At 63.2% G+C, this 25316-nt stretch carries 22 protein-coding genes; 11 read left to right on the forward strand and 11 right to left on the reverse strand.

The features are described 5' to 3' along the window. From K0H47_RS22725 to K0H47_RS22770, 10 genes are all read left to right on the forward strand, one after another. Entirely contained in the window at positions 1-1290 is a 1290-nt protein-coding gene (locus K0H47_RS22725; RefSeq protein ID WP_063033833.1) for a DotU family type VI secretion system protein, read from the forward strand. Continuing rightward, positions 1287-4787, forward strand: coding sequence for a type VI secretion system membrane subunit TssM (gene tssM, locus K0H47_RS22730; protein ID WP_093203647.1), 3501 nt, complete (start codon positions 1287-1289; stop codon positions 4785-4787). The genes K0H47_RS22725 and tssM overlap by 4 nt, the downstream gene beginning before the upstream one ends. Beyond that, positions 4784-5437, forward strand: a complete 654-nt coding sequence (tagF, locus tag K0H47_RS22735) for a type VI secretion system-associated protein TagF (RefSeq protein WP_063033835.1) — start codon at positions 4784-4786, stop codon at positions 5435-5437. The genes tssM and tagF overlap by 4 nt, the downstream gene beginning before the upstream one ends. Further along, complete coding sequence (locus tag K0H47_RS22740; RefSeq protein ID WP_008439456.1) at positions 5438-6157, forward strand: PP2C family serine/threonine-protein phosphatase; 720 nt, start codon at positions 5438-5440, stop codon at positions 6155-6157. Further along, positions 6154-9171 (forward strand): serine/threonine-protein kinase, encoded by a 3018-nt coding sequence (locus tag K0H47_RS22745; RefSeq protein ID WP_219273699.1) that lies wholly within the window; start codon positions 6154-6156, stop codon positions 9169-9171. Before K0H47_RS22740 ends, K0H47_RS22745 begins: the two co-directional genes overlap by 4 nt. Next, positions 9171-9875, forward strand: a complete 705-nt coding sequence (locus K0H47_RS22750; RefSeq protein WP_017476722.1) for an ABC transporter ATP-binding protein — start codon at positions 9171-9173, stop codon at positions 9873-9875. Before K0H47_RS22745 ends, K0H47_RS22750 begins: the two co-directional genes overlap by 1 nt. Continuing rightward, entirely contained in the window at positions 9875-11059 is a 1185-nt protein-coding gene (locus K0H47_RS22755; RefSeq protein WP_219273701.1) for an ABC transporter permease, read from the forward strand. Before K0H47_RS22750 ends, K0H47_RS22755 begins: the two co-directional genes overlap by 1 nt. Further along, positions 11052-12764, forward strand: coding sequence for an SUMF1/EgtB/PvdO family nonheme iron enzyme (locus K0H47_RS22760; RefSeq protein ID WP_063033839.1), 1713 nt, complete (start codon positions 11052-11054; stop codon positions 12762-12764). The genes K0H47_RS22755 and K0H47_RS22760 overlap by 8 nt, the downstream gene beginning before the upstream one ends. 84 nt (positions 12765-12848) lie before the next feature. Next, the gene (gene tagQ, locus K0H47_RS22765; RefSeq protein ID WP_219273703.1) at positions 12849-13772 is read left to right on the forward strand and encodes a type VI secretion system-associated lipoprotein TagQ; all 924 of its coding nucleotides are present in this window, start codon (positions 12849-12851) and stop codon (positions 13770-13772) included. A 125-nt stretch (positions 13773-13897) separates the two neighbouring features. Beyond that, entirely contained in the window at positions 13898-14278 is a 381-nt protein-coding gene (locus tag K0H47_RS22770; protein WP_010168229.1) for a hypothetical protein, read from the forward strand. A 118-nt stretch (positions 14279-14396) separates the two neighbouring features. Here the strand turns inward: K0H47_RS22770 and K0H47_RS22775 are convergent, their stop codons facing one another. The 9 genes from K0H47_RS22775 to exbB all read right to left on the reverse strand — a co-directional run bounded on the left by K0H47_RS22775 (position 14397) and on the right by exbB (position 23034). Next, entirely contained in the window at positions 14397-15797 is a 1401-nt protein-coding gene (locus K0H47_RS22775; protein WP_177025222.1) for an aminoacyl-tRNA deacylase and HDOD domain-containing protein, read from the reverse strand. A gap of 78 nt (positions 15798-15875) precedes the next feature. Then, the gene (gene recG, locus K0H47_RS22780; protein ID WP_017476717.1) at positions 15876-17951 is read right to left on the reverse strand and encodes an ATP-dependent DNA helicase RecG; all 2076 of its coding nucleotides are present in this window, start codon (positions 17949-17951) and stop codon (positions 15876-15878) included. An 8-nt stretch (positions 17952-17959) separates the two neighbouring features. Further along, positions 17960-18880 (reverse strand): hydrogen peroxide-inducible genes activator, encoded by a 921-nt coding sequence (locus K0H47_RS22785; protein ID WP_017476716.1) that lies wholly within the window; start codon positions 18878-18880, stop codon positions 17960-17962. A 113-nt stretch (positions 18881-18993) separates the two neighbouring features. Continuing rightward, the gene (locus tag K0H47_RS22790; RefSeq protein WP_063033841.1) at positions 18994-19524 is read right to left on the reverse strand and encodes an iron transporter; all 531 of its coding nucleotides are present in this window, start codon (positions 19522-19524) and stop codon (positions 18994-18996) included. Between the two features lie 20 nt (positions 19525-19544). Continuing rightward, positions 19545-20363 (reverse strand): FTR1 family protein, encoded by an 819-nt coding sequence (locus K0H47_RS22795; protein ID WP_063033842.1) that lies wholly within the window; start codon positions 20361-20363, stop codon positions 19545-19547. A 3-nt stretch (positions 20364-20366) separates the two neighbouring features. Beyond that, positions 20367-20702 carry a cupredoxin domain-containing protein gene (locus tag K0H47_RS22800; RefSeq protein ID WP_219273705.1) on the reverse strand — a complete coding sequence of 112 codons (336 nt, stop codon included), beginning with the start codon at positions 20700-20702 and terminating at the stop codon, positions 20367-20369. A 167-nt stretch (positions 20703-20869) separates the two neighbouring features. Continuing rightward, complete coding sequence (locus K0H47_RS22805) at positions 20870-21619, reverse strand: energy transducer TonB (protein ID WP_003213297.1); 750 nt, start codon at positions 21617-21619, stop codon at positions 20870-20872. Further along, a complete protein-coding gene (exbD, locus tag K0H47_RS22810) occupies positions 21616-22041 on the reverse strand; it encodes a TonB system transport protein ExbD (protein ID WP_017476711.1) in 426 nt (141 codons plus the stop codon). The genes K0H47_RS22805 and exbD overlap by 4 nt, the downstream gene beginning before the upstream one ends. 6 nt (positions 22042-22047) lie before the next feature. Beyond that, the gene (gene exbB, locus K0H47_RS22815; protein WP_177025220.1) at positions 22048-23034 is read right to left on the reverse strand and encodes a tonB-system energizer ExbB; all 987 of its coding nucleotides are present in this window, start codon (positions 23032-23034) and stop codon (positions 22048-22050) included. A gap of 189 nt (positions 23035-23223) precedes the next feature. Between exbB and K0H47_RS22820 the strand changes: the two genes are divergently transcribed. Then, entirely contained in the window at positions 23224-24075 is an 852-nt protein-coding gene (locus tag K0H47_RS22820) for an SDR family oxidoreductase (RefSeq protein WP_219273706.1), read from the forward strand. A gap of 43 nt (positions 24076-24118) precedes the next feature. On the opposite strand, the gene K0H47_RS22825 is transcribed toward K0H47_RS22820, so the two are convergent. After that, on the reverse strand, positions 24119-24862 hold the full coding sequence (locus K0H47_RS22825) for a hypothetical protein (protein ID WP_017476707.1): 744 nt from the start codon (positions 24860-24862) through the stop codon (positions 24119-24121). A 63-nt stretch (positions 24863-24925) separates the two neighbouring features. Beyond that, positions 24926-25306 carry a RidA family protein gene (locus tag K0H47_RS22830; protein ID WP_003213288.1) on the reverse strand — a complete coding sequence of 127 codons (381 nt, stop codon included), beginning with the start codon at positions 25304-25306 and terminating at the stop codon, positions 24926-24928. Between the last annotated feature and the right edge of the window lie 10 nt (positions 25307-25316).

Raw genomic sequence — 25316 nt, forward strand, 5'->3', positions numbered from 1 at the left:
ATGCATCCCAATGATGATGACCGCACCCAGTTCATGCCGCGCCCGGGTGGACGCGCACCGGAGCCGGTTCGCGCAGAGCCGGCGCCGCTGTCGATGCCTGCCGCGCCCATCCTGACCGGCAAGGCCCAGGGCCTGAACCCGCTGGAAAGCGCCGCCGGCCCGTTGCTGTCGCTGCTGACGCGCTTGCGCAACACGATTTCGCACCCGGCGCCGTCGAGCCTGCGCGCACAATTGCTGGCCTACCTGCGCCAGTTTGAAGAGCGTGCCGAGGCTGCCGGCGTGGCCCGCAATGACGTGCTGCTGGCGCGTTACGCGCTGTGCACCGCCCTCGATGAAGCCGTGCTGAGTACGCCGTGGGGCAGTGCCAGTGACTGGGGCAAGCAGAGCCTGCTGATCACCGTGCACAACGAAGCCTGGGGCGGCGAAAAGGTCTTCCAATTGCTGGATCACTGCCTGCAAAGCCCACGGGAACGTCTGTACCTGCTGGAACTGCTGTACCTGTGCCTGTGCCTGGGTTTCGAAGGTCGCTACCGCGTGATGAACGACGGCCGTAGCCAGCTGGAAGCCTTGCGCGAGCGTACCGCGGCGGCGATTCGCAGTGCCCGTGGCGAACATGAGCGCGAGCTGTCGCCCCATTGGCGCGGCGTAACCGTGGCTCGTGATCGCCTGGCGCAGTTCATGCCGCCGTGGATCGCCGTGGCCATCGGCGTGGCATTGTTGCTGGCGTTGCTGTTCGGATTGCGGATGAAACTGGCGTCGGATGCCGAGCCGGTGTTCAAGAATATTCATGCCCTGGGCGAGATCCCGGTGCAGGCCATCGACCGTCCGGTCGCACAGCCGAAAATCATCGAGCGGCCACGCCTGGCGGGCTTCCTGGTGGAAGACATCAAGGCCGGTCGCGTGGCGGTGGAAGATGCTGTCGACCGCTCCGTGGTGACTATCCGTGGCGATGAACTGTTCGCCTCGGCCAGCTCCAGCATCGTCGATGACTTCCAGCCACTGATGCTGCGCATTGCCGACGCCATCCGCAAGGTCAAGGGCCAGGTGCGAGTCACCGGCCACAGTGATAACCGTCCGATTGCGACCCTGCGGTTCCCGTCCAACTGGGCGCTGTCCGAGGCGCGGGCCAAGTCGGTGCTGGAGATTCTCGCGGCCAAGACCGGCCAGGCGGAACGCTTCAGTGCCGAGGGCCGTAGCGACACCGAGCCCGTGGCGACCAACGCCACTGCTGAAGGCCGTGCGCGCAATCGCCGGGTAGAAATCACCGTATTGGCGGAGGGGGTCGAGTGAAGGCGTTTTTCAGTTTTGTGATTCGCTGGGTGATCCCGTTGCTGGGCCTGATCGCCTTGAGCCTGATCATCTGGTTCGTGGGGCCGCTGCTCGATGTGCTGGTGCCGGAAGGACGCCGCTGGGCGCTGATCATCCTGGTGTTCGCGGTGTGGATTGCCTACCGCGTGTTCCGGATTATCCAGGCCCGCCGCCAGGCCGCCGAAGTGATGCGCAGCCTCGCCGCAGAAACCCCGCCAGACCCGGCCAGCGTTGCCACCGCCGAAGAGCTGGCGACCCTGCGCCAGCGCATGGACGAAGCCCTGGCCCTGTTGAAAAAGGCCAAGCTGGGCGGTGACGAGCGCCGCAACCTGTATGAACTGCCGTGGTATGTGATCATCGGCCCACCGGGCTCGGGCAAGACCACCGCGCTGGTCAATTCCGGGCTGCACTTTCCCTTGGCGGCGCAGTTGGGTGCCGGTGCGGTACGGGGCGTGGGCGGTACGCGCAATTGCGATTGGTGGTTTACCGACCAGGCCGTATTGCTCGACACCGCCGGCCGCTACACCACCCAGGACAGCAACTCCACGGTGGATAAAGCCGCCTGGCTGGGCTTTCTCGACCTGCTAAAAAAGCAGCGTTCCCGGCGCCCTATTGATGGTGCGTTTATCGCCATCAGCCTCTCGGACCTGCTGCTGGGCAGCGATGCCGAGCGTGCCGCCCATGCCGCCGCGATCCGCCTGCGCATCCAGGAGCTGTACACCCAGCTGGGCGTGCGCTTCCCGATCTACCTGATGCTCACCAAGCTCGACCTGGTACCGGGCTTCATGGAGTTCTTCGACAACCTGAGCAAGGAAGAGCGCGCCCAGGTGTGGGGCATGACCTTCGCCCTGGACGACGGCAAGAACAGCGACAGCCCGCTGGCCCATCTGCAAAGCGAGTTCGCCGGCCTGGAACAGCGCCTCAACGAGCGCCTGGTGGAGCGCCTGCAACAGGAACGCGACCCGGCGCGGCGCGACCTGATCTACGGCTTCCCGCAGCAGTTCGGCGCATTGAAGGATTGTCTGCAAGGCTTCCTTGAAGGCGTGTTCAAACCCAACGCCTTTGAAGAGCGGGTTTTGCTGCGCGGCGTGTACTTCACCAGCGGCACCCAGGAGGGCAGCCCGATTGACCGCTTGATCGGCGCCATGGCCCAGAGCATGAACCTGGACCGCCAGCACCTGGCGCGTCAGACCGGCACCGGGCGTAGCTACTTCATCGAAAAACTGTTCACCGCCGTGGCGTTTGCCGAGCGTGGCCTGGTGGGCGTCAATCCGAAGGTCGAGCGCCGTCGCAAGTGGATTGCCCGTGGCGTGTTGGCCGCAACCGTGGCGTTGGTGCTGGTGGTCAGTACGCTGTGGTGGGTGAGTTATCGCGCCAACCAGGCCTACATCGCCCAGGTTGACCAGAAGGTCGCACCGCTGGGCCAGACCGTGCAGAACCTGAGCCCGGCGCAACGCGAAGTGCTCGCGGTATTGCCGTTGCTCAACGCCGTGAAGAACCTGGCGGGCGACTCGCCGAGCTGGTCCGAAGGCTTGGGCCTGTATCAGGGCGACATGCTCGAAGCCGAATCCGCCAGCGTCTACCGCAAGCTGTTGATCGCCGTGTTCGCGCCCCGTTTGGTGACGCGCATCGAAGAGCAACTGCACGGCGGCGGCAATTCCGACTTCCTCTACGAAGGCTTGAAGGCCTACCTGATGCTCGCCGACAGCGAGCATTACGACCCGGACTTCATCAAGGCCTGGATCGCCCTGGACTGGGACCGCAACCTGCCACGGGACCTGCCGGCGGATCAGCGCCAGGCATTGATCGGACACTTGCAGGCCTTGTTCGAGCGGCACCCACCCAGCGCCCGGCTGGACCCGCGCTTGATTGACGACCTGCGCCGGCAACTGCAGCAACTGCCGGTGGCCCAGCGCGTCTACGACCGGATCAAGCGCCAGAAACTGCCGGAAGGCGTGCCGGACTTTCGCATCAACGAAGCGGCGGGCCGTGATGCCGCGCTGGTGTTCAGTCGCAAAAGTGGCAAGCCGTTGGGTGAGCCGTTGAGCGGCTTCTTCACCGCCAAGGGTTATCGCCAGGGCTTCCTGCTGACCAGCCTGAACCAGACCGGCACCCTCGCTGAAGAGCAATGGGTGCTGGGCCGCGAGCCGGCGGATCAACAGAACGTGGTCAGCCTCGCAGCCGACGTGCGCCGCCTGTACTTCCAGGACTATCAACGCCAGTGGGACGCCTTGCTGGCTGACATCGACTTTGTGCCGATTACCAGCGTGGCCCAGGCGGCCGACGTTTTGCGGGTGATTTCCGGGCCGACCTCGCCGCTGAAGAAGCTGCTGGTGGCGGTCTCCAAGGAGACAGACCTGCAGGCGGAAGAACGCCTGCTGGCCGCCAAGGGCGCACCGGTGGAAGGTGGCGTGGACAAGCTCAAGGAACGCCTCGGCGGCTTGCTCGGCCAGGACCAACCAACTGCAAATGCACCAGCGGCCAGTGAAGATCCGGTGACGGCGCACTTCGCCGAACTCAATAGCATCGTCAGCAAGAACGAAGGCGAACCAGCGGCCATTGATGGCCTGCTGGCGGACATGAATGCGCTGTATGTGCAGGTCAGCGCCATGGTCGGCGCCAGTGGCGATGCATTACTCGGCGAAGCGAAAAACCAGGCGGCGGCTGCGGCCACGCGGGTCAGCTTGAATGCCGAACGCCAGCCGCCGCTGGTGCAGGGCATGGTCAAGTCGGTGGTCAACTCCACCACCAACAGCATGATGGGCGGGGTGCGTAACCAGCTGAATGCGGCGTGGGTCAGCGAAGTGGTGAACGTGTACCGCCAGTCCCTGGCCGGGCGCTATCCGATGTCGCCCGGCAGTGCGCGGGACGCGACCCTGGATGATTTCGGGCAGTTCTTTGGGGTGGGCGGGGTGATGGACAATTACTTCCGCAAGTACCTGCAACCTTACGTCGACACCTCCACCCAAACCTGGCGCTGGCAGCCGGGCGCGGCGCAGAAACTCGGCATCGCGCCGGGCGTGCTGCAAACCTTCCAGCGGGCGGCGACCATTCGTGACGCGTTTTTCCGCGCCGGTGGCACCCAGCCGATCGTGCGCTTTGAACTCAAGCCGGTGGCGATGGACGCGACCATCACCCAGTTCCTGTTGGACCTGGACGGCCAGCAACTGAGCTACGACCACGGCCCGAGCCGCCCGGTTGCGATGCAGTGGCCGAATCCCGGCAGCATTGGTGTGGTGCGCATTTCCATCATGCCGCCGTCAGCCAGCGGACGCTCCGGCGTGACGCTGGACGGCCCGTGGGCGTGGTTCCGGTTGCTGGAGCAATCGGACCTGACCGCCGGTAATTCACCGGACCGTTTCAACCTGCGCCTGCGGGTCGACGGCGCGAGCATCTCCTACGAGTTGCGGGCCAACAGCGCCTTCAACCCGTTCAAGAGTCGCGTGCTTAACGGCTTCAGCCTGCCGGAGCGTCTATGACCACGCTGGGTTTCTACGGCAAATTGGCGTGCCGCGGCGACTTTGTCAGCCGTGCGCTGCCCCAGAGTTTTATCGGTCCTTGGGACAGCTGGCTGGCGTCCGGATTGCTCGCCAGCCAGACCCGCCTGGGGGCTGACTGGTTGAACGCTTACCTGGTCAGCCCGCTGTGGCGCTTTGTGTTGGCACCGGGTGTGTGCGGGCCGGACGCGGCGGTGGGCGTGGTGATGCCGAGCATCGACCGGGTGGGGCGCTATTTCCCGCTGACGGTGGCTGCGCTGTTGGATCATGACACCGACCCGGCCTCCATCATCGGCGGGCCGGATGCCTGGTTTGAGCAAGTGGAAGAGCTGCTGTTGAGCACCCTGGATGCCGGGGCCACTTTCGAAGGTTTCAGCGACGGGATTGAGTCCCTCGGTGCTCCGGCCTGCCGCCCACGCACCTTGGGTAGCCGATTTGCCGGCCTGCAACGCGTCGCTGCCACAGACCCGCAAGCGCGAATGACTGCGCTTGCCGAACAGGCCTGCGAAGGTGCAAGCCTGTGGTGGGGCCGTGGTTCGCAACAGATTTCCCCCGGTTTATTGCGGTGTCAGGGCCTGCCTGCCGCCGACGATTTTGCGCAATTTTTGCTTGGCCAAGAAGGTGTTGTGTAGATGCGGTCCACGTTCAAATCCGCCAGCAAAAGCCACGTCGGCATGGTTCGCCAAGTCAATGAAGACGCCTGTCTCGACCTGCCGGAAAACGGCCTGTGGGTGGTGGCCGACGGCATGGGCGGGCACGCGGCAGGGGATTACGTCAGCAGCCTGATTGTCGACAGCTTGCGCAGCATTCCTGTGGGCCGTTCCCTTGAGGAATACACGGCGGCGTTGCGCAGCGACCTGCTGCGAGTCAACGGCGCGGTGCGCGAAGAAACCGCCCACCGTGGCGTGACGATGATGGGCAGCACCGTGGTGTTGCTCGCCACTCGCGGCTTGCGCGGCGTGTGCTTGTGGGCCGGCGACAGCCGACTGTATCGCCTGCGGGACGGCGTGCTGGAAGGCATTTCCCGCGACCACAGCTACGTGCAGGACTTGCAGGACAGTGGCCTGCTCAGCGAAGCCGATGCCCGAGTGCATCCACGGGCGAATATCGTCACCCGCGCGATTGGCGTGGAAGCACAGTTGGCGTTGTCGTCGGTCGACCTGTTGATCGCCCCCGGCGACAGTTACCTGCTGTGCAGCGACGGCCTGAACAAGACCGTCGAAGACCACGAGATCCGCGAAGTGCTGAGCCATGCCGAGCCGGATGAAATCGTCCGCAGCCTGGTGCACCTGGGGCTCAATCGCGGCGCGCCGGACAACATCACCGCCATTGTCGTGAAGGTGTCGACATGAACATCAGCATTCCCGGCTACGACATCGAAGGCGAAATCGGCGTTGGTGCCATGGCCAGCGTGTACCTGGCGACCCAGCGTTCCCTGGAGCGCAAGGTGGCGCTGAAGATCATGGCGGCAGCGCTGGCGGCCGATCCGAGCTTCTGCGAACGCTTCCTGCGCGAAGGCAAGACTCTGGCGCGCCTGTCCCACCCGCATACCGTGACCATCCATGACATCGGCAATGTCGGTGAGCTGTATTACATGGCTATGGAATACCTGCCCAACGGCACGCTCAAGGAGCGCATCGCCGCCGGCCTGACGCCGGAGCAGGGGCTGACGTATATCCGCCAGATCGCGTCGGCGCTGGGTTATGCCCACGCCCAGGGCCTGGTCCACCGTGACGTGAAGCCGGCGAACATTCTGTTCCGCGCGGATGGCACGGCGGTGTTGTCGGACTTTGGTATCGCCAAGTCCCTGGATGACCGCACGCAGTTCACCCAGGCCGGATTTGCCGTCGGCACGCCGAGCTACATGAGCCCGGAGCAGGCCCGGGGCCAGGAGATTGATGGGCGCGCCGACCTGTATGCGTTGGGCGTGGTGCTCTACGAAATCCTCGTGGGCAAGCTGCCTTACAACGGCACCGATGCGCTTTCCACTGCGCTGGCGCACCTGACTGAACCGCTGCCGGAGTTGCCGGTGCATCACGGGCGCTACCAGGAGGTGCTGCGCAAGCTACTGGCCAAGGATCCGGCGGAACGCTTCCCGGATGCGGCGGCGTTGTTGCGGGCGTTGGATCAGTTGCCGAAGGAGACCGAGGCTGAGGCGACGTTGATTCGGCCTCTGCCGATTCCGGTGGCGATCTCGAATGACCTGGCCGGACTCACGCCGGTCTCCATCGAAATCCCGACCGACAAACCGCAGCCGCAACCGGTGCGTCAACCGGTGGTGACGCCGACGCAACACTCCGCCGTGTCCGAACAAAACCGTGGGCCGGTGCTGGCGTTGGCAGCGGTTGCCGTGGCGGTGGCGCTGGCGATTGGGGGCGCGAGTTACTGGTGGTTGAAAGATGATGCGCCCGCCGCGCCGCCGGTTGTCGAGGCGGCCAAGACCTCCACGCCGACTGCCACGCCGCCTGCCGCGCAACCTGTGGCGGCGCAGGCCGATGGTGGCCAGCGCCCGTTACTGATGGCTGGCAAGAAAACCCTGTTCCAACGGGTACTGAGCAAGCCCGGCGCAAAACTGTCGAGTGACGCGGGCGGCGCGGCAGGCGAAGGTTTGCCGGCGTTTTCCGTGCTTTACGTCTACCAGCGCAAGGATGTCGACGGCAGCCCATGGCTGCGGGTTGGCGCCGCCACCGACGGGCGCAGCGACGGCTGGTTGCCGGCGGCGCAAGTCAGCGACTGGAAGCAGAGCCTTGTGCTCAAGTTCACCGAGCGTTCGGGCCGGGCGCCGGTGATGTTCCTGCGCCAATCCTCAGAAGTGGAAAAGTTGCTGGCCGATCCTGCGGCGGCGAAAAACCTGCTGCTCAAGGTGCAGAAAAACAGCGAGGACAATCAGCAAGTGCTGGCCCTGGAACCCAGCGCCAGCGCCGTCCCGCAGAACCAGTTCTACCTGCTGCCGATCTTCGACTCCAAAGAGAGCTTCGACGAAAACGGCCAGCCGGTGCAGTTGCTCAACGTTGCCTCCATCGACCCGGGCAACACGCCTAATGTCATCGCCAAGGCTGTCGGCCGAACGCCGGTGACCGATGCCAACGCCGACGCCTTTCGCACCGCCGTGGTGCTGGTGGTCGACACCACGGTGTCGATGCAGCCCTACATCGACCAGGTTCGCGACGTGGTCCACGAGCTGCAAACCCGCATCGCCGAGCGTGGCGAGCTGGACAGTGTGAGCTTTGGGCTGGTGGGTTTTCGCAACAGCATCAAGAAAACCCCGGGCCTGGAATACGTGGCCAAGACCCTGATCACCCTCGACCAGGGCCGCGACCCGCAACGCTTCCTCGACATGGCCCGGCAGGTGAAGGCGTCCACTGTATCCAGCCACTCGTTCAACGAAGATGCGTTCGCCGGTGTGATGCAGGCGGTGGAGGGCATGGACTGGTCCGGCTACGGCGGGCGCCTGATCCTGCTGGTGACTGACGCCGGTGCGTTGCGCAAGAACGACCCGTTCGCCACCACCCAGATGAACGAAGCCGAAGTACGCCAGGCTGCATTGGGCAAGCAGATCAAGATCTACGCTTTGCACCTGCGCACCGACGCCGGCAAGAAAACCCACAGCGGCGCCGAAACCCAGTACCGCACACTCACCGCCGACGCCAACCCGCAGATCGGCGACCTGTACACGCCGGTGCCCGGTGGCGATGTGCGCAAGTTCGGCGAGCGGGTCGACGAGATCGGTACGGTGTTCGCCAACCTGGTGCATCAGGTGCGCAGTAACACGCCGCAGCCGGTGCCGCTGCTCAGTGCCGCGCCTACATTGGCGGACAAGTCTGCAGCCGTTGGCTATGCGATGCACATGGATTTCCTCGGGCGCAAAACCGCGAGCCAGGCGCCGCAACTGGTGAGCGCCTGGACTGCCGACCGCGACCTGACCAACACCGCGCTGCCGGCCTTCCAGGTGTGCGTGATGCTGACCAAATTGCAGCTCAACGATTTGCAGCAATCCTTGAAGCTGATCGTCGACGCCGCGCGTAAAACCCAGACCTCACCGAAGGATTTCTTCCAGGAAATCGCCAGCGCCTCGGCCTATATGAGCCGCGACCCACAGGCCTTGAAAAAAGGCGGCAACCTGGCGGACGGCGGCATTCTTGGCGAATACCTCGAAGGCCTGCCGTACCGCAGCAAGTCGCTGAACATGACCCAGGACTTGTGGCTGTCGTTGAGCGTGGCCGAGCAGGAAGACTTTATCGACGAGCTGGATTCGAAGATCCGCCTCTACGAAACCTTCCACAATGACGTGGCGAATTGGGTCCGTTTCGGCGATGCCGAGCCGGGTGATGCGTTGTACCGCGTGCCGCTGTCGACGCTGCCGTAATGCTGAACTTGAGCGCAGTGCACAAGAGCCGGGGCGTTGGTGCCCAGCGCTATAGCCTGGTGATTCCGGGCCTGCAACTGCGTGCGGGTGAACAGTTGGCGGTGGTTGGGCCGAGCGGCTGTGGCAAGAGCACGTTGCTGGATTTGCTCGCGCTGGTATTGGCGCCGGATCAGGTCGGGCAGTTCGAGCTCAACCGTGTCGACATCGCCGGACTCTGGCGCGGCGACCAGCAAAGCGCGCTGGCGGACCTGCGCAGTCGGCACTTGGGTTATGTGCTGCAAACCGGTGGCCTGCTGGGTTTTCTCGATGTGCGCGGCAACATTGCGTTGTCGCGGCAACTCCTGGGGTTGAAGGACGATGGCAGCGTGGCGCGGCTGGCCGAGCAGTTGGAGATCACGGATCAGTTGGATAAGAAGCCGGCGGCGTTGTCCGTCGGCCAGCGTCAGCGAGTCAGCTGCGCGAGGGCACTGGCCCACGGTCCGCAGCTGTTGCTGGCGGATGAACCCACCGCTGCGCTCGACCCGTTGAACGCCGAACGGGTGATGCAGGCACTGTTGGCCCAGGCCCGGAATAACGGCGCGTGCTGCGTGATCGCCACCCATGACGAACCCCTGGCCCGGGCCAGTGGCCTGCAGGTACGGCGCATCAGTTGCCGTCGCGACACCGACGGCGGCGTCACCGCGACCCTCGGGGAGGCCTGCTGATGCGTATCGCGCTGGTGGCTTCCCTGGCCTGGCAGGATTACCGCAACGACGCGTGGCTGTCGGTGTGTTCGGTGCTCGCGCTGGTGGCGGTGATCGCCCCGCTGCTGGTGTTATTTGGCTTGAAATATGGACTGGTTAGCAGTTTGACCGAACGTTTGGAAAACGACCCGGCCACCCGGGAAATTATTCCGTTGGGCGGTGGTCGATTCAGCAGTGAATTTGTCGAGCAACTGAGCCAGCGCAATGACGTGGCGTTCGCCTTGCCGCGCACCCGGCAGATTGCAGCGACGGCGCAGTTGGGCGCAGTGACCGTGGAGATGCTGCCGACCGCCGACAACGATCCATTGCTGGCCGGCATGCCGATGCCCAAGGGCCTGGATCAGATCGTGCTGAGCCACACCGCCGCCGAGAAGCTCGGGGCGAAGGCCGGTGATTGGCTGGAGGCCAGTTTTGGTCGCCAAGTGGCGGGGCGGTTCGAGTCGCAGCGCACTCGGGTCCAGGTGCTGCACGTATTGCCGCTGGAAGCCTTCGCTCGGGATGGACTGTTTGCGCCCTTGGGCTTGCTGGAAGCGGCGGAAGATTATCGCGATGGCCGCGCGGTGCCAGCGTTTGGCTGGGACGGCGATGCGGTGGGTGTGAGCGAGCAGCGGGTATACCCGGCGTTCCGCTTGTATGCTCGGCGCCTGATGGATGTGGAACCGCTGCGGGTGTATTTCGCCGGACAGAATCTGCTGGTGTCGACCCAGGCCCAGACCATCGCCCAGGTGCAGTCGTTGAGCCGCAACCTGTCGATCGTGTTCTGGATCATTGCCGGGCTGGCGTTGGCGGGCGCGTTTGCGGCGATCTTTGCCGGTGCGCTGGCGTCGGTTGCACGCAAGCGCCGGGAGTTGTCGGTGTTGCGGCTGTTGGGGTTTTCCACCGCCGGGCTGTTGCTGTTCGTGGTGTTGCAGGCGCTCTACAGCGCGGGTTTTGCCGCTGTATTGAGTGGCGTGTTGTATGGCCTGGCGCAGTCAGGTCTGAATCAATTATTCGTGCAGGTGCCAGGCGAGTACGCCAGTCATCTGCTGGCGCGTCATTACGGCCTGTCCTTGGCAGCTGTCCTTGGCGTCAGCGCCGTGGCGGCGGCCTGTGGCGGTTGGCGTGTGGCGCGTATCCAGGCTTCTGAAGGAATCAGAGATGTATAAGTTACTGGGCGCCGCCGTGGCGCTGACCCTGTCCTGCGTGGCCTGGGCCGATGAGGCCAGCGACAAGCTGGACAACCCCAAGCCGTTGCCGGATGACGTCAGCCTGCCGCTGCCCTGCGAAGGCAACATGGTGTTCCGCTACGCCTACGTGCTGGCCCAGGGCACCCTGGATGACCGCGAGATCAGCCTCGGCTACCCGTTCAGCGAGGGCGAGGCGGGCTACCAGCAGTCGTTCATTTCCGGTTATCGCCGGGACTTTATCAACGGCCAGTTCACCCTCAAGGACCTGCCTAAGGACTGGAACAAAGTCATCGCGCCGTTGATGCCCAAGACCGACGCCAAGACCCCGCTCAAGCCGATGCTGTACTTCATCGGCAAGTACGAAGTCACCGCGCGGCAATACGCGCAGGTCATGTCCCAGGCGCAATCCCTGGCCAGCGGCGAACCCGCCCCGGCCTGTGACGTTCCCACCGGCATGGCGGCGCGCCTGCCCAAGGTCAAGCTGTCGCGTTTTGAGGCGGAACGCTTCTCGGCGGTGTACAGCGCCTGGTTGATGAAATACCACCGCGAGCTGTTGCCGGTGAGTGGTCGCGGTGCTTCGGCAGATGACGGCGGCTTGGGCTTTGTGCGCCTGCCTACCGAAGTGGAGTGGGAGTTCGCCGCACGCGGCGGCCAGGCGGTCAGCCGTCAGGACCTGGAAGGCCGGCTGTTCCCACGGCGCACCGAGGGCAGCGAAAGCGACGGCCCGCTCGCCGATTATGCGGTGTTCAACCAAGTCGCCGGTGGCACCGGCCAAGCGGCGCGGTTGATGCCCATCGGCACCAAGTTGCCCAACCCGATCGGCATGTTCGATGTGATCGGCAACGCGGCGGAAATGGTCCAGGAATCCTTCCAACTGGTGCACGCCGGGCGTCGTCAGGGCACCTATGGCGGGTTCGTGGTCAAGGGCGGCAACTACCTGGAAGGCGAGGGCACGCTGTTCACCGGCATGCGTCGCGAGTATCCGTTGTTCGCCGCCGACGGCACCGAACAAAGCAACGAGACCACCGGCTTTCGCGTGGCGATTGGCGCCTTGTCGGCGCCGCGTTCGCGCTACAAGGAACTGTTCGCCCAGTGGCAGAAAGAAGGCCGCCTGGCCTCGCTGACCGACGCCATCGACGACGCCCAGGACCCGACCAAGCGCCTGGACAGCATCATCGCCGCCAGCGTCGACCCGCGCCTGCAAGCCGAACTCGGGCTGGTCAACGAAGAGCTCAAGCGCAACGTCTCGCTGATCGCCCAGCAGCGCGAAGAAGCGGCCGGGAACCTGATTCAGTCTGCGGCCCTGGTGGCCGAGACCATCAACAACTACAACATCCGCCTGATCAATTTGCAGAAGAGCCGCCAGCAGGCCATCGACGCCAAGGACGAAGCCAGCGCGCAGCTGTTCGCCACGGCGATCACCAATGGGCGCAGTGCGCTGGACGGCGCGGTGGCGATCTACATCGACAACCTGGCCACCGGCACGCGCTACACCGATGCGGTGATCCAGGCGCAGTTTCAACGGATCAAGGAAGAGTTGGATCGCAAGCCGGTACTGGGCAAGAGCCTGGTGACGCGTGCGACGTTATTCGTTCGCCATGTGGGCAACTACCGCAAGCAACAGCGGGCCGACCCGGCGACGATTTTGAAGGAATTGCTCGCAGCGAGCGGTCAGCGGTCTTGACCGCTGGTTGTATGGCGAGCTTGGAAGGGACTCAGGCGGCGATGGGCCGTGCTGGGCAAGTCAAACTTAAAAGAGAACACAACGATGATTTTTTCCCGTAAGGCAGTTTCCAAGCGTCATCTGCTGTTGATCGCTGCTGGTTTCAGCACCGTGCTGACCGGTTGTGCAACGTCGCCGACCTCCAAGGTCTCCTCGACCACCAAGGTCGAGTACTACCCGAACTGCTACGAGCCGGTGCAGCACCTGCGCGCTACCGATTCGGACCTGACCAAGTCGGTCGTCACCGGCGCTGCAATCGGTGCGGCCGGTGGTGCCTTGCTGGGCGCCCTGACCGGCGATTCCGACAAGCGTGGCCGCAACGCCGCCATCGGTGCAGCGGGCGGCGCCCTGGCAGGTGGTGCAGCGGGTTACTACACCGAGCGCCAGAAGCAGATCACCGATGACAACCAGCGCATCGCGTCCTACGGCACCGACGTCAACAAGCGCGCTTCGGACATCGACCGCAGCACCGCATACGCCAAGGCGTCCCAGCAGTGCTACCAGAGCGCATTCACCAAGCTGGTGGCTGACCGCAAGGCCAAGACCGTTAACGACACCGAAGGCCGCAAGCGCCTGGCAGAAATCGTCTCGGGCCTGAAAGAGTCCAACGACCTGATCGTCGCGGTAAACGGCAAGGCCAGCGAAGACCTGAACAACTACACCCAGGCTTACGAGCAGGACCTGCAACAAGTGGGCGTACAACGTGCTGACGTCGTCACTGTTGCGACTGCCGATACCACGCAGGTGGTGACGCCAGCCAAAGGCAAGAAGCCGGCAAAAGTCGCGAAGAAGCCGGTACTGCCTACCGTGCCGAAAGAAGCCGTAGCCACCGAGAAAACCATCCAGACCGCCCAGACCAAGCAAGCCGAAAGCAAGCAGGTTGCCAGCGCCGGTAAAGCGCAGATCGAAGGCACTTGCCGTGATCCAAACCTGGCGGACTGGGCACCGGTTCCTTGCCCTAACGTCTAAGCAAAGTTGTTGCTATAAGCGGTAAACGCCAACCGATCTCCTGCTAAAACGGGAGATCGGTAGCGTTATTTGCACAAATCGTTAAACTGCTGCGGCCACCCAATAATTACACTGAGGCCGTGTGCATGAAATTTCGTTTTCTTCTCTGGATGCTTGGCCTGTTGATGGGCAAAGCCAGCCGCACCAACCCTGCGTTCCAGCAGCAGTTGGGTGACAAGGACCTGGCGTTCCAGCTGCAGACCCTCGACGGCAAGGTTGCCCGTCACTTCATCGTCAAAGACCAGCGCATTACCAGCCGTTCGGGTGTTCATCCCGCGCCTGCGTTCGCCATCGCCTTTAAAGACGCTGCCTACGGCTTCGCCACGATGCAGGCGAAGAACAAGCAACTGGCGTTCATGACGGGGATTCAGGACAAGTCGATCCAGATCAAGGGCAACCCGGCGCTGGTGATCTGGTTCCAGGGGTTGACCAAGTATTTGAAGCCGAAGAAAAAGCCGAAGGCTTAAGACCGAGGTGAATTCATCGCAGGCAAGCCAGCTCCCACATGTACCGCGTTTCTATAGGTAGAACTCGGTCAGTGTGGGAGCTGGCTTGCCTGCGATAGCGGTATCACAGGCGCCCGATTTATCCCTGACTGAACTGCGACGCCAACTCGCGCAGCAACGTCTCCGCATCCAGCACCTTGCTCACCACATCCTCTGCCTTGTCCCGGGCCAGCCCCAGGCGCTCAAGCAGTTCGTCCGGGATGGCTTCATCCGGTCCGGAGCCGATGCCACGGCTGCGCAACAAGCGCACGGCCAGGCACACCAGGTTCGGGTATTCCGCATATTGGCCGTCGTAGGTCGGATCGTGCTGGAAGCGCAGGGCCGTGGACAGTTCGTCCGGCATGTCCCAATAACGCATCAACCACGCACCAATCTGCTCGCGGCTGATGCCCAGCAGGTGCTGTTCGATGTAGCTGTGGCACAGGTGCGGATTGACCTCCAGGTGCCGGCAGATCAGCGAGAAATGCGGCGGGAAGACGTGGGCCAGCAACAGGTAGCCGAAGTTGTGCAGCAGGCCGGCCAGGTAGGTCAGGCCGGCTTCCGGGCGCTGGGCGCGGGGCATGGCGCGGGTCAGGCCTTCGATGACGGCGGCGGTGTAGATCGACTGGTGCCAGTACGGCGTGGCCTGTTGCGGGTGGTCCTTGGGCAGGCTCAAGGTCTTGCCCAGGGCCAGGCCCAGCGCGAGGTTGATCACCAGGTCAAAGCCCAGCACGCGAACGATGGCGTCTTCCACCGAGCGGATCTTGCCCGGCGAGGCGTAGTAGGGCGACGCAGCCCAGCTCACCACTTGGGCGGCCAGGGCTGGGTCGGTTTCGACGACGCCGGTGATGTCGTCGATGGTGGCGTTGGGGTCGACCCGCAGCTTGATGATCTTTTGCGCGGTATCGGCCAGCGGTGGAATCTCGATGGTCGCTTCCAGGCGCTGCTGGATACGGCGGGCGGTGAACGCCTGCATCGCCTGGGTGATTTCCTCGCGGTCGTCGTTGGGGCGATCGAGGTTTGGCCGGATGTTGCTCAGCGGTTCGCCGAAATGCGCGGCGCTGGCCTTGGTCAGCATGCTCTTGAAGGCCTCGCTGGAAATCTCCAGCAGCAGCCCGGCTTCGCCCGAGTGCACCAGCACGGTCGGCTCGCGCAACAGGCTTTCTTCGTACAGGCATGGGGAGCTGGTCAGCGGCGGCAGGCCGGGCAGCAGGCTCAGGCTGTGCTTGCCGAGCATGCGCTCGAGGCGCTCCGGCGATACGGCCGTGAGGCGGCGCCCGGTGAGTTCGGCCAGGCGGTTGAGGTCCAGCAGTTGGTTCTGCGGAAACAGCACCATGAGTGCACCCACGGCATCATCGAGCAGCACGGCCTGAACCTTCTGTGCCGGGTTCAGGCCAGGGCGTTCGGCAACTTCCGTGTAGCTGATAGCGAGCTTTGCAAGCAGCGTCCGAATCACCGAGGGTGCGGTCGGTGGGGCTGTGGCGAGGGCAACTTCTGACATGGCCTGAATCCAATTTCCTACAGTCATTGGAGTATAACCAGCTTGATACAAGTGAGGGTCGTCTAAGTGAGTCAGCCGTCACACTTGGCCGTATTGCTGCCCATGCCTGAGCCAGCGATCCAGCAGCGGGCTGACATGTTCAGGCCAGCGCTCGATCAACGCCTGGGCGGCATCGCGCACGGCGGGCAACAGGTCGGCATCGCGCATCAGGTCGGCCACCTTGAATTGCAGCAGGCCGGTCTGGCGGGTGCCAAGCATTTCGCCTGGGCCGCGCAGTTCGAGGTCTTTTTCGGCGATCACGAAACCATCGTTGGTCTCACGCATGATACCGAGGCGCTGACGGCCAATCTGCGACAACGGCGGGTGGTACAGCAGCACACAATGGCTGGCAGCGCTGCCCCGGCCGACGCGGCCACGTAATTGGTGCAGTTGCGCCAGACCGAGACGCTCGGGGTTCTCGATGATCATCAGGCTGGCGTTGGGCACATCGACGCCGACTTCGATAACGGTGGTTGCCACCAGCAATTGCAAATTGCCGGCCTTGAACTCGGCCATCACCGCGGCCTTTTCCACCGGCTTCATGCGGCCGTGGATCAGCCCGACCTTGAGTTCGCCCAGGGCACTGGTGAGGTCTTCATAGGTGGTTTCGGCGGCCTGGCAAGTCAGCTCTTCCGACTCTTCGATCAGCGTGCACACCCAATACGCCTGGCGCCCTTCGGCACAGGCACCGCGCACCCGTTCGATCACTTCGACCCGGCGGGTATCGGTGACCAGCACCGTGTTGACTGGCGTTCGGCCCGGCGGCAGTTCGTCGAGGATTGACGTGTCGAGGTCGGCGTACGCGCTCATGGCCAGGGTGCGCGGGATCGGCGTGGCAGTCATGATCAACTGGTGCGGGCTCATGCGGCCGCCCACGCCTTTCTGGCGCAGGGCCAGGCGCTGCTGCACGCCGAAGCGGTGTTGTTCGTCGATGATCACCAGCGCCAGGTTCTTGAACTTCACTTCGTCCTGGAACAGCGCGTGGGTGCCCACCACCATCGGGGCGCCGGCGGCGATCTGTTCCAGGGCGGCTACGCGGTTCTTGCCCTTGAGCTTGCCGGCCAGCCACGCGACTTCCAGGCCCAGCGGTTCGAGCCAGCGCTTGAACGTGATGAAGTGCTGTTCGGCGAGAATCTCGGTGGGCGCCATCAGCGCCACTTGATAACCGGCTTCGAGGGCCTGCAAGGCGGCGAGGGCGGCGACCACGGTTTTACCCGCGCCCACGTCGCCCTGGATCAGCCGCAGCATGGGTTCTTTCTGGCTCAGGTCGTAGGCGATTTCATTGCCGACCCGTTGCTGGGCGCCGGTTGGTGCAAACCCCAGGTTGGCCAGGTATTGCGCGGGCAGGCGTGTAGCCTTGGGCATTGCCGGTGCGCGCAGGGAGCGCATGCTTTCGCGCAGGCGTTGCTGGGACAGTTGGTGGGTCAGCAGTTCTTCAAACGCCAGGCGATGCTGGGCCCAGTGATGACCGAGGGCCAGCTCGTCGACATCGGCGTCGGCGGGTGGGTGATGCAGATAGCGGATCGCATCATCCAGTGGTGCCAATTGATAGTCGCGCGCCAGTTCCTGAGGCAGCCAGTCGGGCAGGCTTTTTGGCCCGAGCATCGTCAGGGTTTGCATGCACAACTGGCGCAGGCGCTGTTGGGTCAGGCCTTCGGTGAGCGGGTAGATCGGTGTGAGGGTGGTGTCCACCGGTGGCGGTTCGTCGCCGGTAATGGCGCGGTATTCCGGGTGGTAGATTTCCAGCCCCGAGGCGCCGGGCCGGGCTTCGCCGTAGCAACGCACGCGGGTGCCACGCTTGAGGCCTTCCTTCTGGGCGTTGCTGAAGTGGTAGAAGCGCAGGCTCAGGCCGCCGGTGCCGTCTTGCAGGCGCACGACCAAACTGCGGCGCTTGCCCATCACCACGTCGGCGCCGCTGACGGTGCCTTCAACCACCGCGTCTTGCCCCGGGCGCAACTGGCCGATGGGCACCACGCGGGTACGGTCCTGGTAACGCAGGGGCAGGTGGAACAACACGTCCTGGAGATTTTCCAGGCCGACCTTGGCCAATTTCTCGGCCATGGCCTCCCCGACACCCTTGAGTGCCGTCACCGACACCTGCGACAGCTCAGTCATACCGTTACTTAGCTCGCAGCAGGCGGCTTGGCCACCGAACACAGGCGGATCGAGTCGGCGAGGATTTCAATCGCTTTCGGGCGCGGGAAGCTGGCGCGCCAGGCAATTGCCACGGTGCGGAATGGCACCGGCGGCGTCAGTGGGCGCACGGCAATCACGCCGGGGGCGTAGTGATGGCTGTCCACCGCCGACAGCGGCAGGATCGAAATGCCCAGGCCGGACGCGACCATATGGCGAATGGTTTCCAGGGAACTGGACTCCACGGTGGTGTGCTTGGCGCCGTCGTTGCCTTTGGTCAGGGTCGGGCAGGCTTCCAGCACCTGGTCGCGGAAGCAATGGCCTTCGCCCAACAACAGCAGGCTCTTGTCGTTGAGCAGGGCGGCGTCGATGGTTTCCTTTTGCGTCCACGGGTGGGACGCCGGCATCAGCACGTAGAACGGCTCATCGTAGAGCGGCAGGGTCAGCACGTCTGCCTCGTTGAACGGCAGGGCGATGATGATCGCGTCCAGCTCGCCGTTGCGCAGTTTGTCGCGCAGCACGTGGGTGAAGTTTTCTTCGATATACAGCGGCATCTGCGGCGCGACGCGGTGCAGTTGCGGAATCAAGTGCGGGAACAGGTACGGGCCGACGGTATAGATGGCGCCGACTTTCAGCGGGGCGGTCAGCTGGTTTTTACCGGCCTGGGCCAGCTCGCGAATGCTTTGGGCCTGTTCCAGAACCTTCTGGGCCTGGGCAACGATGCCTTCGCCGACGGGCGTTAGGCGCACGGCGCTTTTGCTGCGCTCGAAAATCAGCACACCGAGTTCGTCTTCAAGCTTCTTCACACCCACCGACAGCGTCGGCTGGCTGACGTGGCAACGCTCGGCCGCGTGGCCGAAGTGCTGCTCTTGGGCGAGGGTAACGATGTAGCGTAATTCTGTAAGAGTCATAGCGGGCGTCCATGAGGTTGCGGGCCAAGCATACCGGCTGCAATCGATAGACGCACGTTATCAGACAGCATGGGGTTTACGACACCTGGTAATCAGGTATCGCATTCATGCTTTCAGCTTTGCGGGTATTTGAAGGTGAAGGTTTTGGTGAAGGGCCCCCACCATTCCGGTACGCCGGTTTCCTTGTCCACATGGTGGAAGAAGCCTTTGATTTGCGGGCTTTCATAGCGCAGCACCACGGTGTAGGTGCCGGGGCCGTCCATTTTCACGTTGTTGGCGTAGTGAGCGCCGTCTTTGGCCACCATCGGCAGCAGCGTGCCGATTTCCTTGTAGTCGGGCGAGCCTTGCTTGACCAGTGAGTAGGTGATGGTCAGGTAGGGCACCCACTCACCGTTGGATAGGCCGTACTTGTTGTCGGCGGTGGCGTGCACGTCCGTTTCAAGGTGCACCGAGTCCTTGCTCATCACCATGCCCGGTGGCATCGGGGCCATTTCGATGCCCACCAGATACGAGGAGGCGATTTCCATGTCGTTGACTTGGACGGGCCCGCCAATCGGGTATTCGCGGGCTTGGACCAGGGCGGAAGCGGCCAGGGCACTTGCAAGTACCAGTGCGGTGGCCAAGGGGTTGCGCAGGTGTTTCATGGTGGGGCTCCTCGGGGACGTTAACGTGATTGCGTCGGGCGTGAATGCATCAAGCGGTTACCGAGCACCAGGAGCGCGAGGGTGACGGACCAGGCGACCAACTGGACCCCCAGCGGCCGGTCGGTGTAGCCCACCAGCGCGGTCAGTGCCCGGCCGGTAAGGCTGGCGTCGGAGACCAGCCAGGAGGTGTCCCAGAGCTGGTAGCCCCAGGCGGGAATCAGGTCGATACCGGCAAGGATCGCAGCGGCCCGGCCGGCCATGCCGGCGGCGAGCAAGGCGATCATCCAGCCGGTAATCGAGAACAGACGCTTGAGGCTGATGGCGACCAGGCCGCGGTACATCAGCCAGGACAACGCGGCCCCGGCGGCGATGCCGAGCACGCCGCCTGCCAGCATCGAGAGCGGGTCTGCCTGGCTCGACGCGGCGATGCCGTAAAGGAACAGCACGATTTCCGAGCCTTCGCGCAGCACGGCCACGGTGATGACCACGGCCAGGGCCCAGAGTGATTTTTCGCCAGTGAGTACCGCATTGCCGGCGCTGCGCAGTTGGGTTGCCAGCTCGCGACCGTGGCTGGCCATCCACAGGTTGTGCCAGCCCAGCATCACCACGGCGACCACCAGGATGGCCGCGTTAAAAATTTCCTGGCCGAAGCCTTGCAGTGCCTGGGTGATTGCGCCGGTAAACAGCGCCAAGATGCCGGCACCGAGTACGCCGGCTGCAATCCCTCCGCCGATAAACAGGCCACGCCGTGCCAGGCCCTGGGTGGCGGCCATCACGATGCCCACCACAATCCCGGCTTCCAGCACTTCTCGAAATACGATCAACAGACAGGCCAGCATGGCTTACTCCTTGGCCGCGACAGCAGTGACCGTGCCTTTGGCCTGGTCCGGGTGGTAGTCATCGAAGAAGGTGTAGGTGCCGGGATGCAACGGGCCGGCAAACACCGTGACGGTGTTGCCGGGGACGATGATTTTTTCGAATTTCATGTCGTAGCTTTCGAACTCATCGACGCTTTCGTCGTGGCTGGTGAGTTGAATGCGGAAACGCTCACCGGCCGGCACCTCGAACGTCGAGGGGCTGAAGGTGTGGTTTTGAATGACCAGGGTGACCAGCTGATCCGCCTGCACTGCGACGGGAAAAACCAGTAGGAGGAGAGCCAGCCGGGCAAGGTTGGGCATGCCGAATGTCCGCTAATAAGAACTATTCGCGAATGATTGGCTTTGTATTTAAGTGTTACAAGTGAAGATCGTGTTAGGTGCCAGCTTGTTCAAGCCTGGTTCAGGTTGCGGGATGTGCGGGGGAGTGAGCAGCAACCGTAGGCACCCGAGGGTGCCTACGGTGAGGATTACCGGCGACGTTTTTCGATGTTGTAAACGAACGGCGCAACGATCTCGATGCTGCCGCCTTTCAACATGTCGGCCGGCGGCTTGGGCAGCGGCTGGGCGCGACGGATCATGTCCAATGTGGCGCGGTCCAGATCGGCGTTGCCAGAGCGGCCCACCAGTTCATAGGACAGCACGTTGCCATCGGCATCCACCACGAAACGCAAGCGGTTCAGGCCTTCCTTGCCACGGGCCTGGGCGCCCGGCGGGTACTTCTTGTACTTCTGCAGGTGGCCCAGCAGGGTACTTTCCCAGGTGGCCTTGGCCGCGATCTGCTGCGGTGAAGGGCCCGGTTGTGGCTGAGCGGACTTCTCCGTAGGCGCGTTGTTCTGCGGAGTTTCGCTCGGCGGCTCTTCGGAAGGTTTTTCCTTGGGCGGATCGGGCTTCTTCTCCACAGGCTTGGGCGGCTGTGGTTTTGGCTTGGGCTTGACCGGCTTTGGCACCTGGATCGTCGGCTTCGGTGCCTCGGCCAGCTTCGGCAATGGCAGCTCTTCCACCGGAGCAGGCGGTTGTGGCGGCGTGATCACCTTCGGCGGGGCCGGAGGTGGTGGCGCCGGCATCGGTGCCAGGTCGATGACCATGGCAGCCGGAGGCAGCTGGACCATGTGTGGCGCCGACCACTGGAGCGCGATGATGATCGCGACGGCGTGGACGCCCAGCACGACGGCGAGGCTGGTGCCATAACGCGTCAGTTTGTGGCGCGTCGTGATCATTTCTTGGCTGCCGTCTCAAGTCCGACCAGGCCTACCTTGAGGTAGCCGGCTGCCCGCAGGGCATCCATCACGCTCATCAGGTCGCCGTAGTCCACGCCCTTGTCGGCCTGGAAGAAGATGGTCGTGTCTTTCTTGCCCTGGGTCTTGGCGTCGAGCACCGCGCCCAGGGTTTCGGATTTGACTTCTTCTTCGCCCAGGAACAGACGCTGGTCCGCCTTGACGCTGAGGAATATCGGTTTCTCCGGCCGCGGCGCAGGTTTCGCGCTGGAAGCGGGCAGGTCGACCTTGATGTCCACAGTGGCCAGTGGTGCGGCCACCATGAAGATGATCAGCAGCACCAGCATCACGTCAATAAACGGTGTGACGTTGATTTCGTGGTTCTCGACGAGCTCGTCGTCGCCTTGATTCAAATGCAGGCCCATGGCCGATTACCCCACTTTCACCATATGCGGTTGCGAGCTGCGCTCGGTAGGCAGGTGATCGAGGTCACGGCTGACCAGCAACAGGACTTCTGCCGAAGCGTCCGACACCTGGGCCTTGTAGCCGGCGATCGAACGGGCGAAGACGTTGTAGATGACTACCGCAGGAATCGCGGCAACCAGGCCCAGTGCCGTTGCCAGCAGGGCTTCGGCGATGCCGGGAGCCACGACGGCGAGGTTGGTGGTCTGGGTTTTGGCGATGCCGATGAAGCTGTTCATGATGCCCCACACGGTACCGAACAGGCCGACGAAGGGCGCGGTGGAACCGATGGTGGCCAGCACGCCGGTGCCGTTGCTCATGTTGCGACCGCAGGCGGCAACCAGGCGCTCAAGACGGAAGCTGACACGTTCCTTGATGCCTTCTTTTTCACGGCTGTTGGCCGACAGGCGCATTTCTTCGAGTGCGTCGTGAACCAGCAGGTGCGCCAGAGTGCCTTTTTTCGCCGCGCTTTCGCTGGCTTCTTTAAGGGTGGTGGCTTTTTTCAGGTGGACGATTTCAGTGCGCAGGCGACGTTTGGCGCCCAGCAGCTCGAAGCCTTTGGCGATCCAGATGGTCCAGGTGATGATCGAGGCGATGGCCAGGCCGATCATCACGATCTTCACGATGATGTCAGCGTTCTGGTACATGCCCCAAGGCGACAGGTCGTGGGCCATGCCCAGGCTGTTGTCTTCTTCCAGCACGACGCCGGAATCGTCAGCCGGTGCGCCTTCGGCGGCCAGGGCCGGGTCGGTAGCTGCCGGTGCGGCGGCTGGCGCAGCAGCGTTTTGCTCGTGGGCTGGCGCGGTCGCTGCAGGCGGGGCGGCCGGCGCGGTGTTGTCGGCGAAGGCGGCGGTCGGTGCCAGCAGAACGCTGAACAGCACTGCAGCAATCGCACGCCAGGCGCGGGATGGGCTGTGAGGCTTGGTTGGCGAAGCGGGGGATGTATTGCGTGTCATGCTGGCCGGACCTGAGATAAAAAAATGAGTGAGCGTCCTTCCAGACCGTAACGGGTCGAGGACAAATGGGCGGTTATTATTGCAAGTAATTCTTGTTAACAGAAGTAATACAGTTACTTTATTTGTCGTTTTGCTGGCCGCTGGTCATCTGCGGGGGCTAATCTTGACCTTTAAGAATGGAGTTTTGTGATGTCTGCGCCTTCTGTGGTGATTGCCGGTTGCGGCGATGTCGGTAGCCGTCTGGCCACCCAATTGCTGGCCCAGGGCTGGGAGGTTCATGGCCTGCGGCGGGATATCTCGCGCCTTCCCAAGGGCGTTATCGGGATTGCCGGCGACCTGTTCAATGAAGACTGTCCCGACACCTGGCCGGTGGGCGGGGTGGATTACCTGGTGTATTGCGCGGCGGCCACCGATCACGACGAGGCGGGCTATCGTGCTGCGTACGTGCAAGGGTTGCGGCATGTGCTGGAATGGTTGAACGACTACGGCCAGGAACCTAAACACTTGCTGTTTGTGTCCAGCAGCAGTGTGTATGGGCAGCAGAACGGTGAGTGGGTCGACGAAAGCTCCGAGACCAAGGCAGGCGGTTATTCCGGACAAGTGATGCTGGAAGCCGAGCAAGTGGCATTGAATAGTGGGATTCCCGCCAGTGTCGTGCGCCTTACCGGGATTTATGGTCCAGGTCGGGAGTGGTTGTTGAGCCAAGTGCGCCAGGGTTATCGCGTGGCGATTGATCCGCCTTTATATGGCAACCGGATTCACGCGGATGACGCAGCGGGTTTGCTGGCGTTTTTGCTGCAGCGCGTGGAGCAGGGCGGTGTGCTGGATAATTGCTACATCGGCGTCGACGATGCTCCGGCCCCGCTGGCCGAGGTGGTTGCCTGGTTGCGCGAATACCTGGGTGTGACCGAATGGGCCGAGAACGCCAGCGTCCGCCGTGCTGGCAGCAAACAATGCAGCAATGCCCGGGCCAAGGCGCTGGGCTGGGTGCCGCGTTATCCGAGTTATCGCGAAGGGTATGCGGCGATCCTGGAGGGTTGATCGCGGCGTGAAGAAAAAGGAGCCTAAGGGCTCCTTTTTTGCGTCACTGTTTTTCCAGCAACCACTGTCGTGGCCCGGGGGTAAACGAGGGCACCTCGTCGGCCTGGGCGGTGTTGATCGCCTGGAAGATCTCCAGTTGCTTGCCCTTGCGCGCAAAGATCCACGGGTTGCCCTGGCCGTTCAACTGCAACCAGATACTGTCGTAGCCGCCGCTCATGGAAGCGCAATCGCCCGCCAGGCACAGCGAGTACTGATCAGCACCCGGCAAGCCGGTCACCTGGCCATTGGCCTGGAACTGCACCGTCGCGCCTTCGCCATTACCGCTGCTGATTTTCCAGGTGCCGCCCATATAGGCGGCATACAGGGTGCGTTCGAAGTTGGCGCCCAGTGGCGCGCCTTCAGGGGCCGGGTCCTTGGCACGGGCGAACAGTTGCTCGGGCTCGTTATCATTGGCCCCTTGCAGCAATAGTTTGCCTTTACGCTTGAGTTCGGTGGCGGAGCCGCCGTAGAAATCGACGCTCCAGGCGCCGGATTTTTCACCCAGCAACTTGCCTTCAGCTACTTCAAAACCGTTGTAGTAGCGGGCCTGGGATGCTTTGGTGTTCACCTCCCATTCGAGGTTCGGACCGTAGCTCTGCAGGGCTTCACGCAAAGGGCCACCCTTGGCTGCCGCGTCGATGGCGGCCTGGTTGATCCAGGTGCCGCTCACATCCAGGTCGGCGGGATTGCTGGCGCAGCCGCCGAGCAGCAGGGCGAGCAACGAAGAGGCAACGAGCGCTTTGCGCATTACGAAATCCTTCCAAGAACCAATTCGGCGCAGCCTTCCCGTGGAAGCGCTGCGCCGGATGTTTTACTCGATGACCAGAATGGCGTCCATCTCAACCTGCGCGCCCTTTGGCAGGGCGGCAACGCCGATGGCGGCGCGGGCCGGGTACGGCTGTTCGAAGTACTTGCCCATGATCTCGTTAACCTTGGCGAAGTGGCTCAGGTCGGTGAGGAAGATGTTCAGTTTGACGATGTCCTTGAACGAACCGCCCGCAGCTTCGGCAACCGACTTCAGGTTTTCGAAGACCTGGATGGTTTGGGCTTCAAAGCCTTCAACCAGCTCCATGGTTTTTGGGTCCAGTGGAATCTGGCCGGACATGTAGACGGTATTGCCCGCCTTGATCGCCTGGGAATAAGTACCGATTGCTGCTGGTGCCTTGTCGCTGGTGATAACAGTCTTGGTCATGAATGACTCC

The sequence above is a fragment of the Pseudomonas sp. Xaverov 83 genome (genome assembly GCF_019352905.1).
In the GTDB taxonomy this organism is placed as follows: domain Bacteria; phylum Pseudomonadota; class Gammaproteobacteria; order Pseudomonadales; family Pseudomonadaceae; genus Aquipseudomonas; species Aquipseudomonas yamanorum.

Excerpts from the sequence above, each read along its gene's own strand:
- K0H47_RS22725 (WP_063033833.1), top strand. The coding sequence starts at position 1 with ATGCATCCCAATGATGATGACCGCACCCAGTTCATGCCGCGCCCGGGT.
- tagF (WP_063033835.1), top strand. The coding sequence starts at position 4,784 with ATGACCACGCTGGGTTTCTACGGCAAATTGGCGTGCCGCGGCGACTTT.
- K0H47_RS22740 (WP_008439456.1), top strand. The coding sequence starts at position 5,438 with ATGCGGTCCACGTTCAAATCCGCCAGCAAAAGCCACGTCGGCATGGTT.
- K0H47_RS22745 (WP_219273699.1), top strand. The coding sequence starts at position 6,154 with ATGAACATCAGCATTCCCGGCTACGACATCGAAGGCGAAATCGGCGTT.
- K0H47_RS22750 (WP_017476722.1), top strand. The coding sequence starts at position 9,171 with ATGCTGAACTTGAGCGCAGTGCACAAGAGCCGGGGCGTTGGTGCCCAG.
- K0H47_RS22755 (WP_219273701.1), top strand. The coding sequence starts at position 9,875 with ATGCGTATCGCGCTGGTGGCTTCCCTGGCCTGGCAGGATTACCGCAAC.
- K0H47_RS22760 (WP_063033839.1), top strand. The coding sequence starts at position 11,052 with ATGTATAAGTTACTGGGCGCCGCCGTGGCGCTGACCCTGTCCTGCGTG.
- tagQ (WP_219273703.1), top strand. The coding sequence starts at position 12,849 with ATGATTTTTTCCCGTAAGGCAGTTTCCAAGCGTCATCTGCTGTTGATC.
- K0H47_RS22770 (WP_010168229.1), top strand. The coding sequence starts at position 13,898 with ATGAAATTTCGTTTTCTTCTCTGGATGCTTGGCCTGTTGATGGGCAAA.
- K0H47_RS22775 (WP_177025222.1), bottom strand. The coding sequence starts at position 15,797 with ATGTCAGAAGTTGCCCTCGCCACAGCCCCACCGACCGCACCCTCGGTG.
- recG (WP_017476717.1), bottom strand. The coding sequence starts at position 17,951 with ATGACTGAGCTGTCGCAGGTGTCGGTGACGGCACTCAAGGGTGTCGGG.
- K0H47_RS22785 (WP_017476716.1), bottom strand. The coding sequence starts at position 18,880 with ATGACTCTTACAGAATTACGCTACATCGTTACCCTCGCCCAAGAGCAG.
- K0H47_RS22790 (WP_063033841.1), bottom strand. The coding sequence starts at position 19,524 with ATGAAACACCTGCGCAACCCCTTGGCCACCGCACTGGTACTTGCAAGT.
- K0H47_RS22795 (WP_063033842.1), bottom strand. The coding sequence starts at position 20,363 with ATGCTGGCCTGTCTGTTGATCGTATTTCGAGAAGTGCTGGAAGCCGGG.
- K0H47_RS22800 (WP_219273705.1), bottom strand. The coding sequence starts at position 20,702 with ATGCCCAACCTTGCCCGGCTGGCTCTCCTCCTACTGGTTTTTCCCGTC.
- K0H47_RS22805 (WP_003213297.1), bottom strand. The coding sequence starts at position 21,619 with ATGATCACGACGCGCCACAAACTGACGCGTTATGGCACCAGCCTCGCC.
- exbD (WP_017476711.1), bottom strand. The coding sequence starts at position 22,041 with ATGGGCCTGCATTTGAATCAAGGCGACGACGAGCTCGTCGAGAACCAC.
- exbB (WP_177025220.1), bottom strand. The coding sequence starts at position 23,034 with ATGACACGCAATACATCCCCCGCTTCGCCAACCAAGCCTCACAGCCCA.
- K0H47_RS22820 (WP_219273706.1), top strand. The coding sequence starts at position 23,224 with ATGTCTGCGCCTTCTGTGGTGATTGCCGGTTGCGGCGATGTCGGTAGC.
- K0H47_RS22825 (WP_017476707.1), bottom strand. The coding sequence starts at position 24,862 with ATGCGCAAAGCGCTCGTTGCCTCTTCGTTGCTCGCCCTGCTGCTCGGC.
- K0H47_RS22830 (WP_003213288.1), bottom strand. The coding sequence starts at position 25,306 with ATGACCAAGACTGTTATCACCAGCGACAAGGCACCAGCAGCAATCGGT.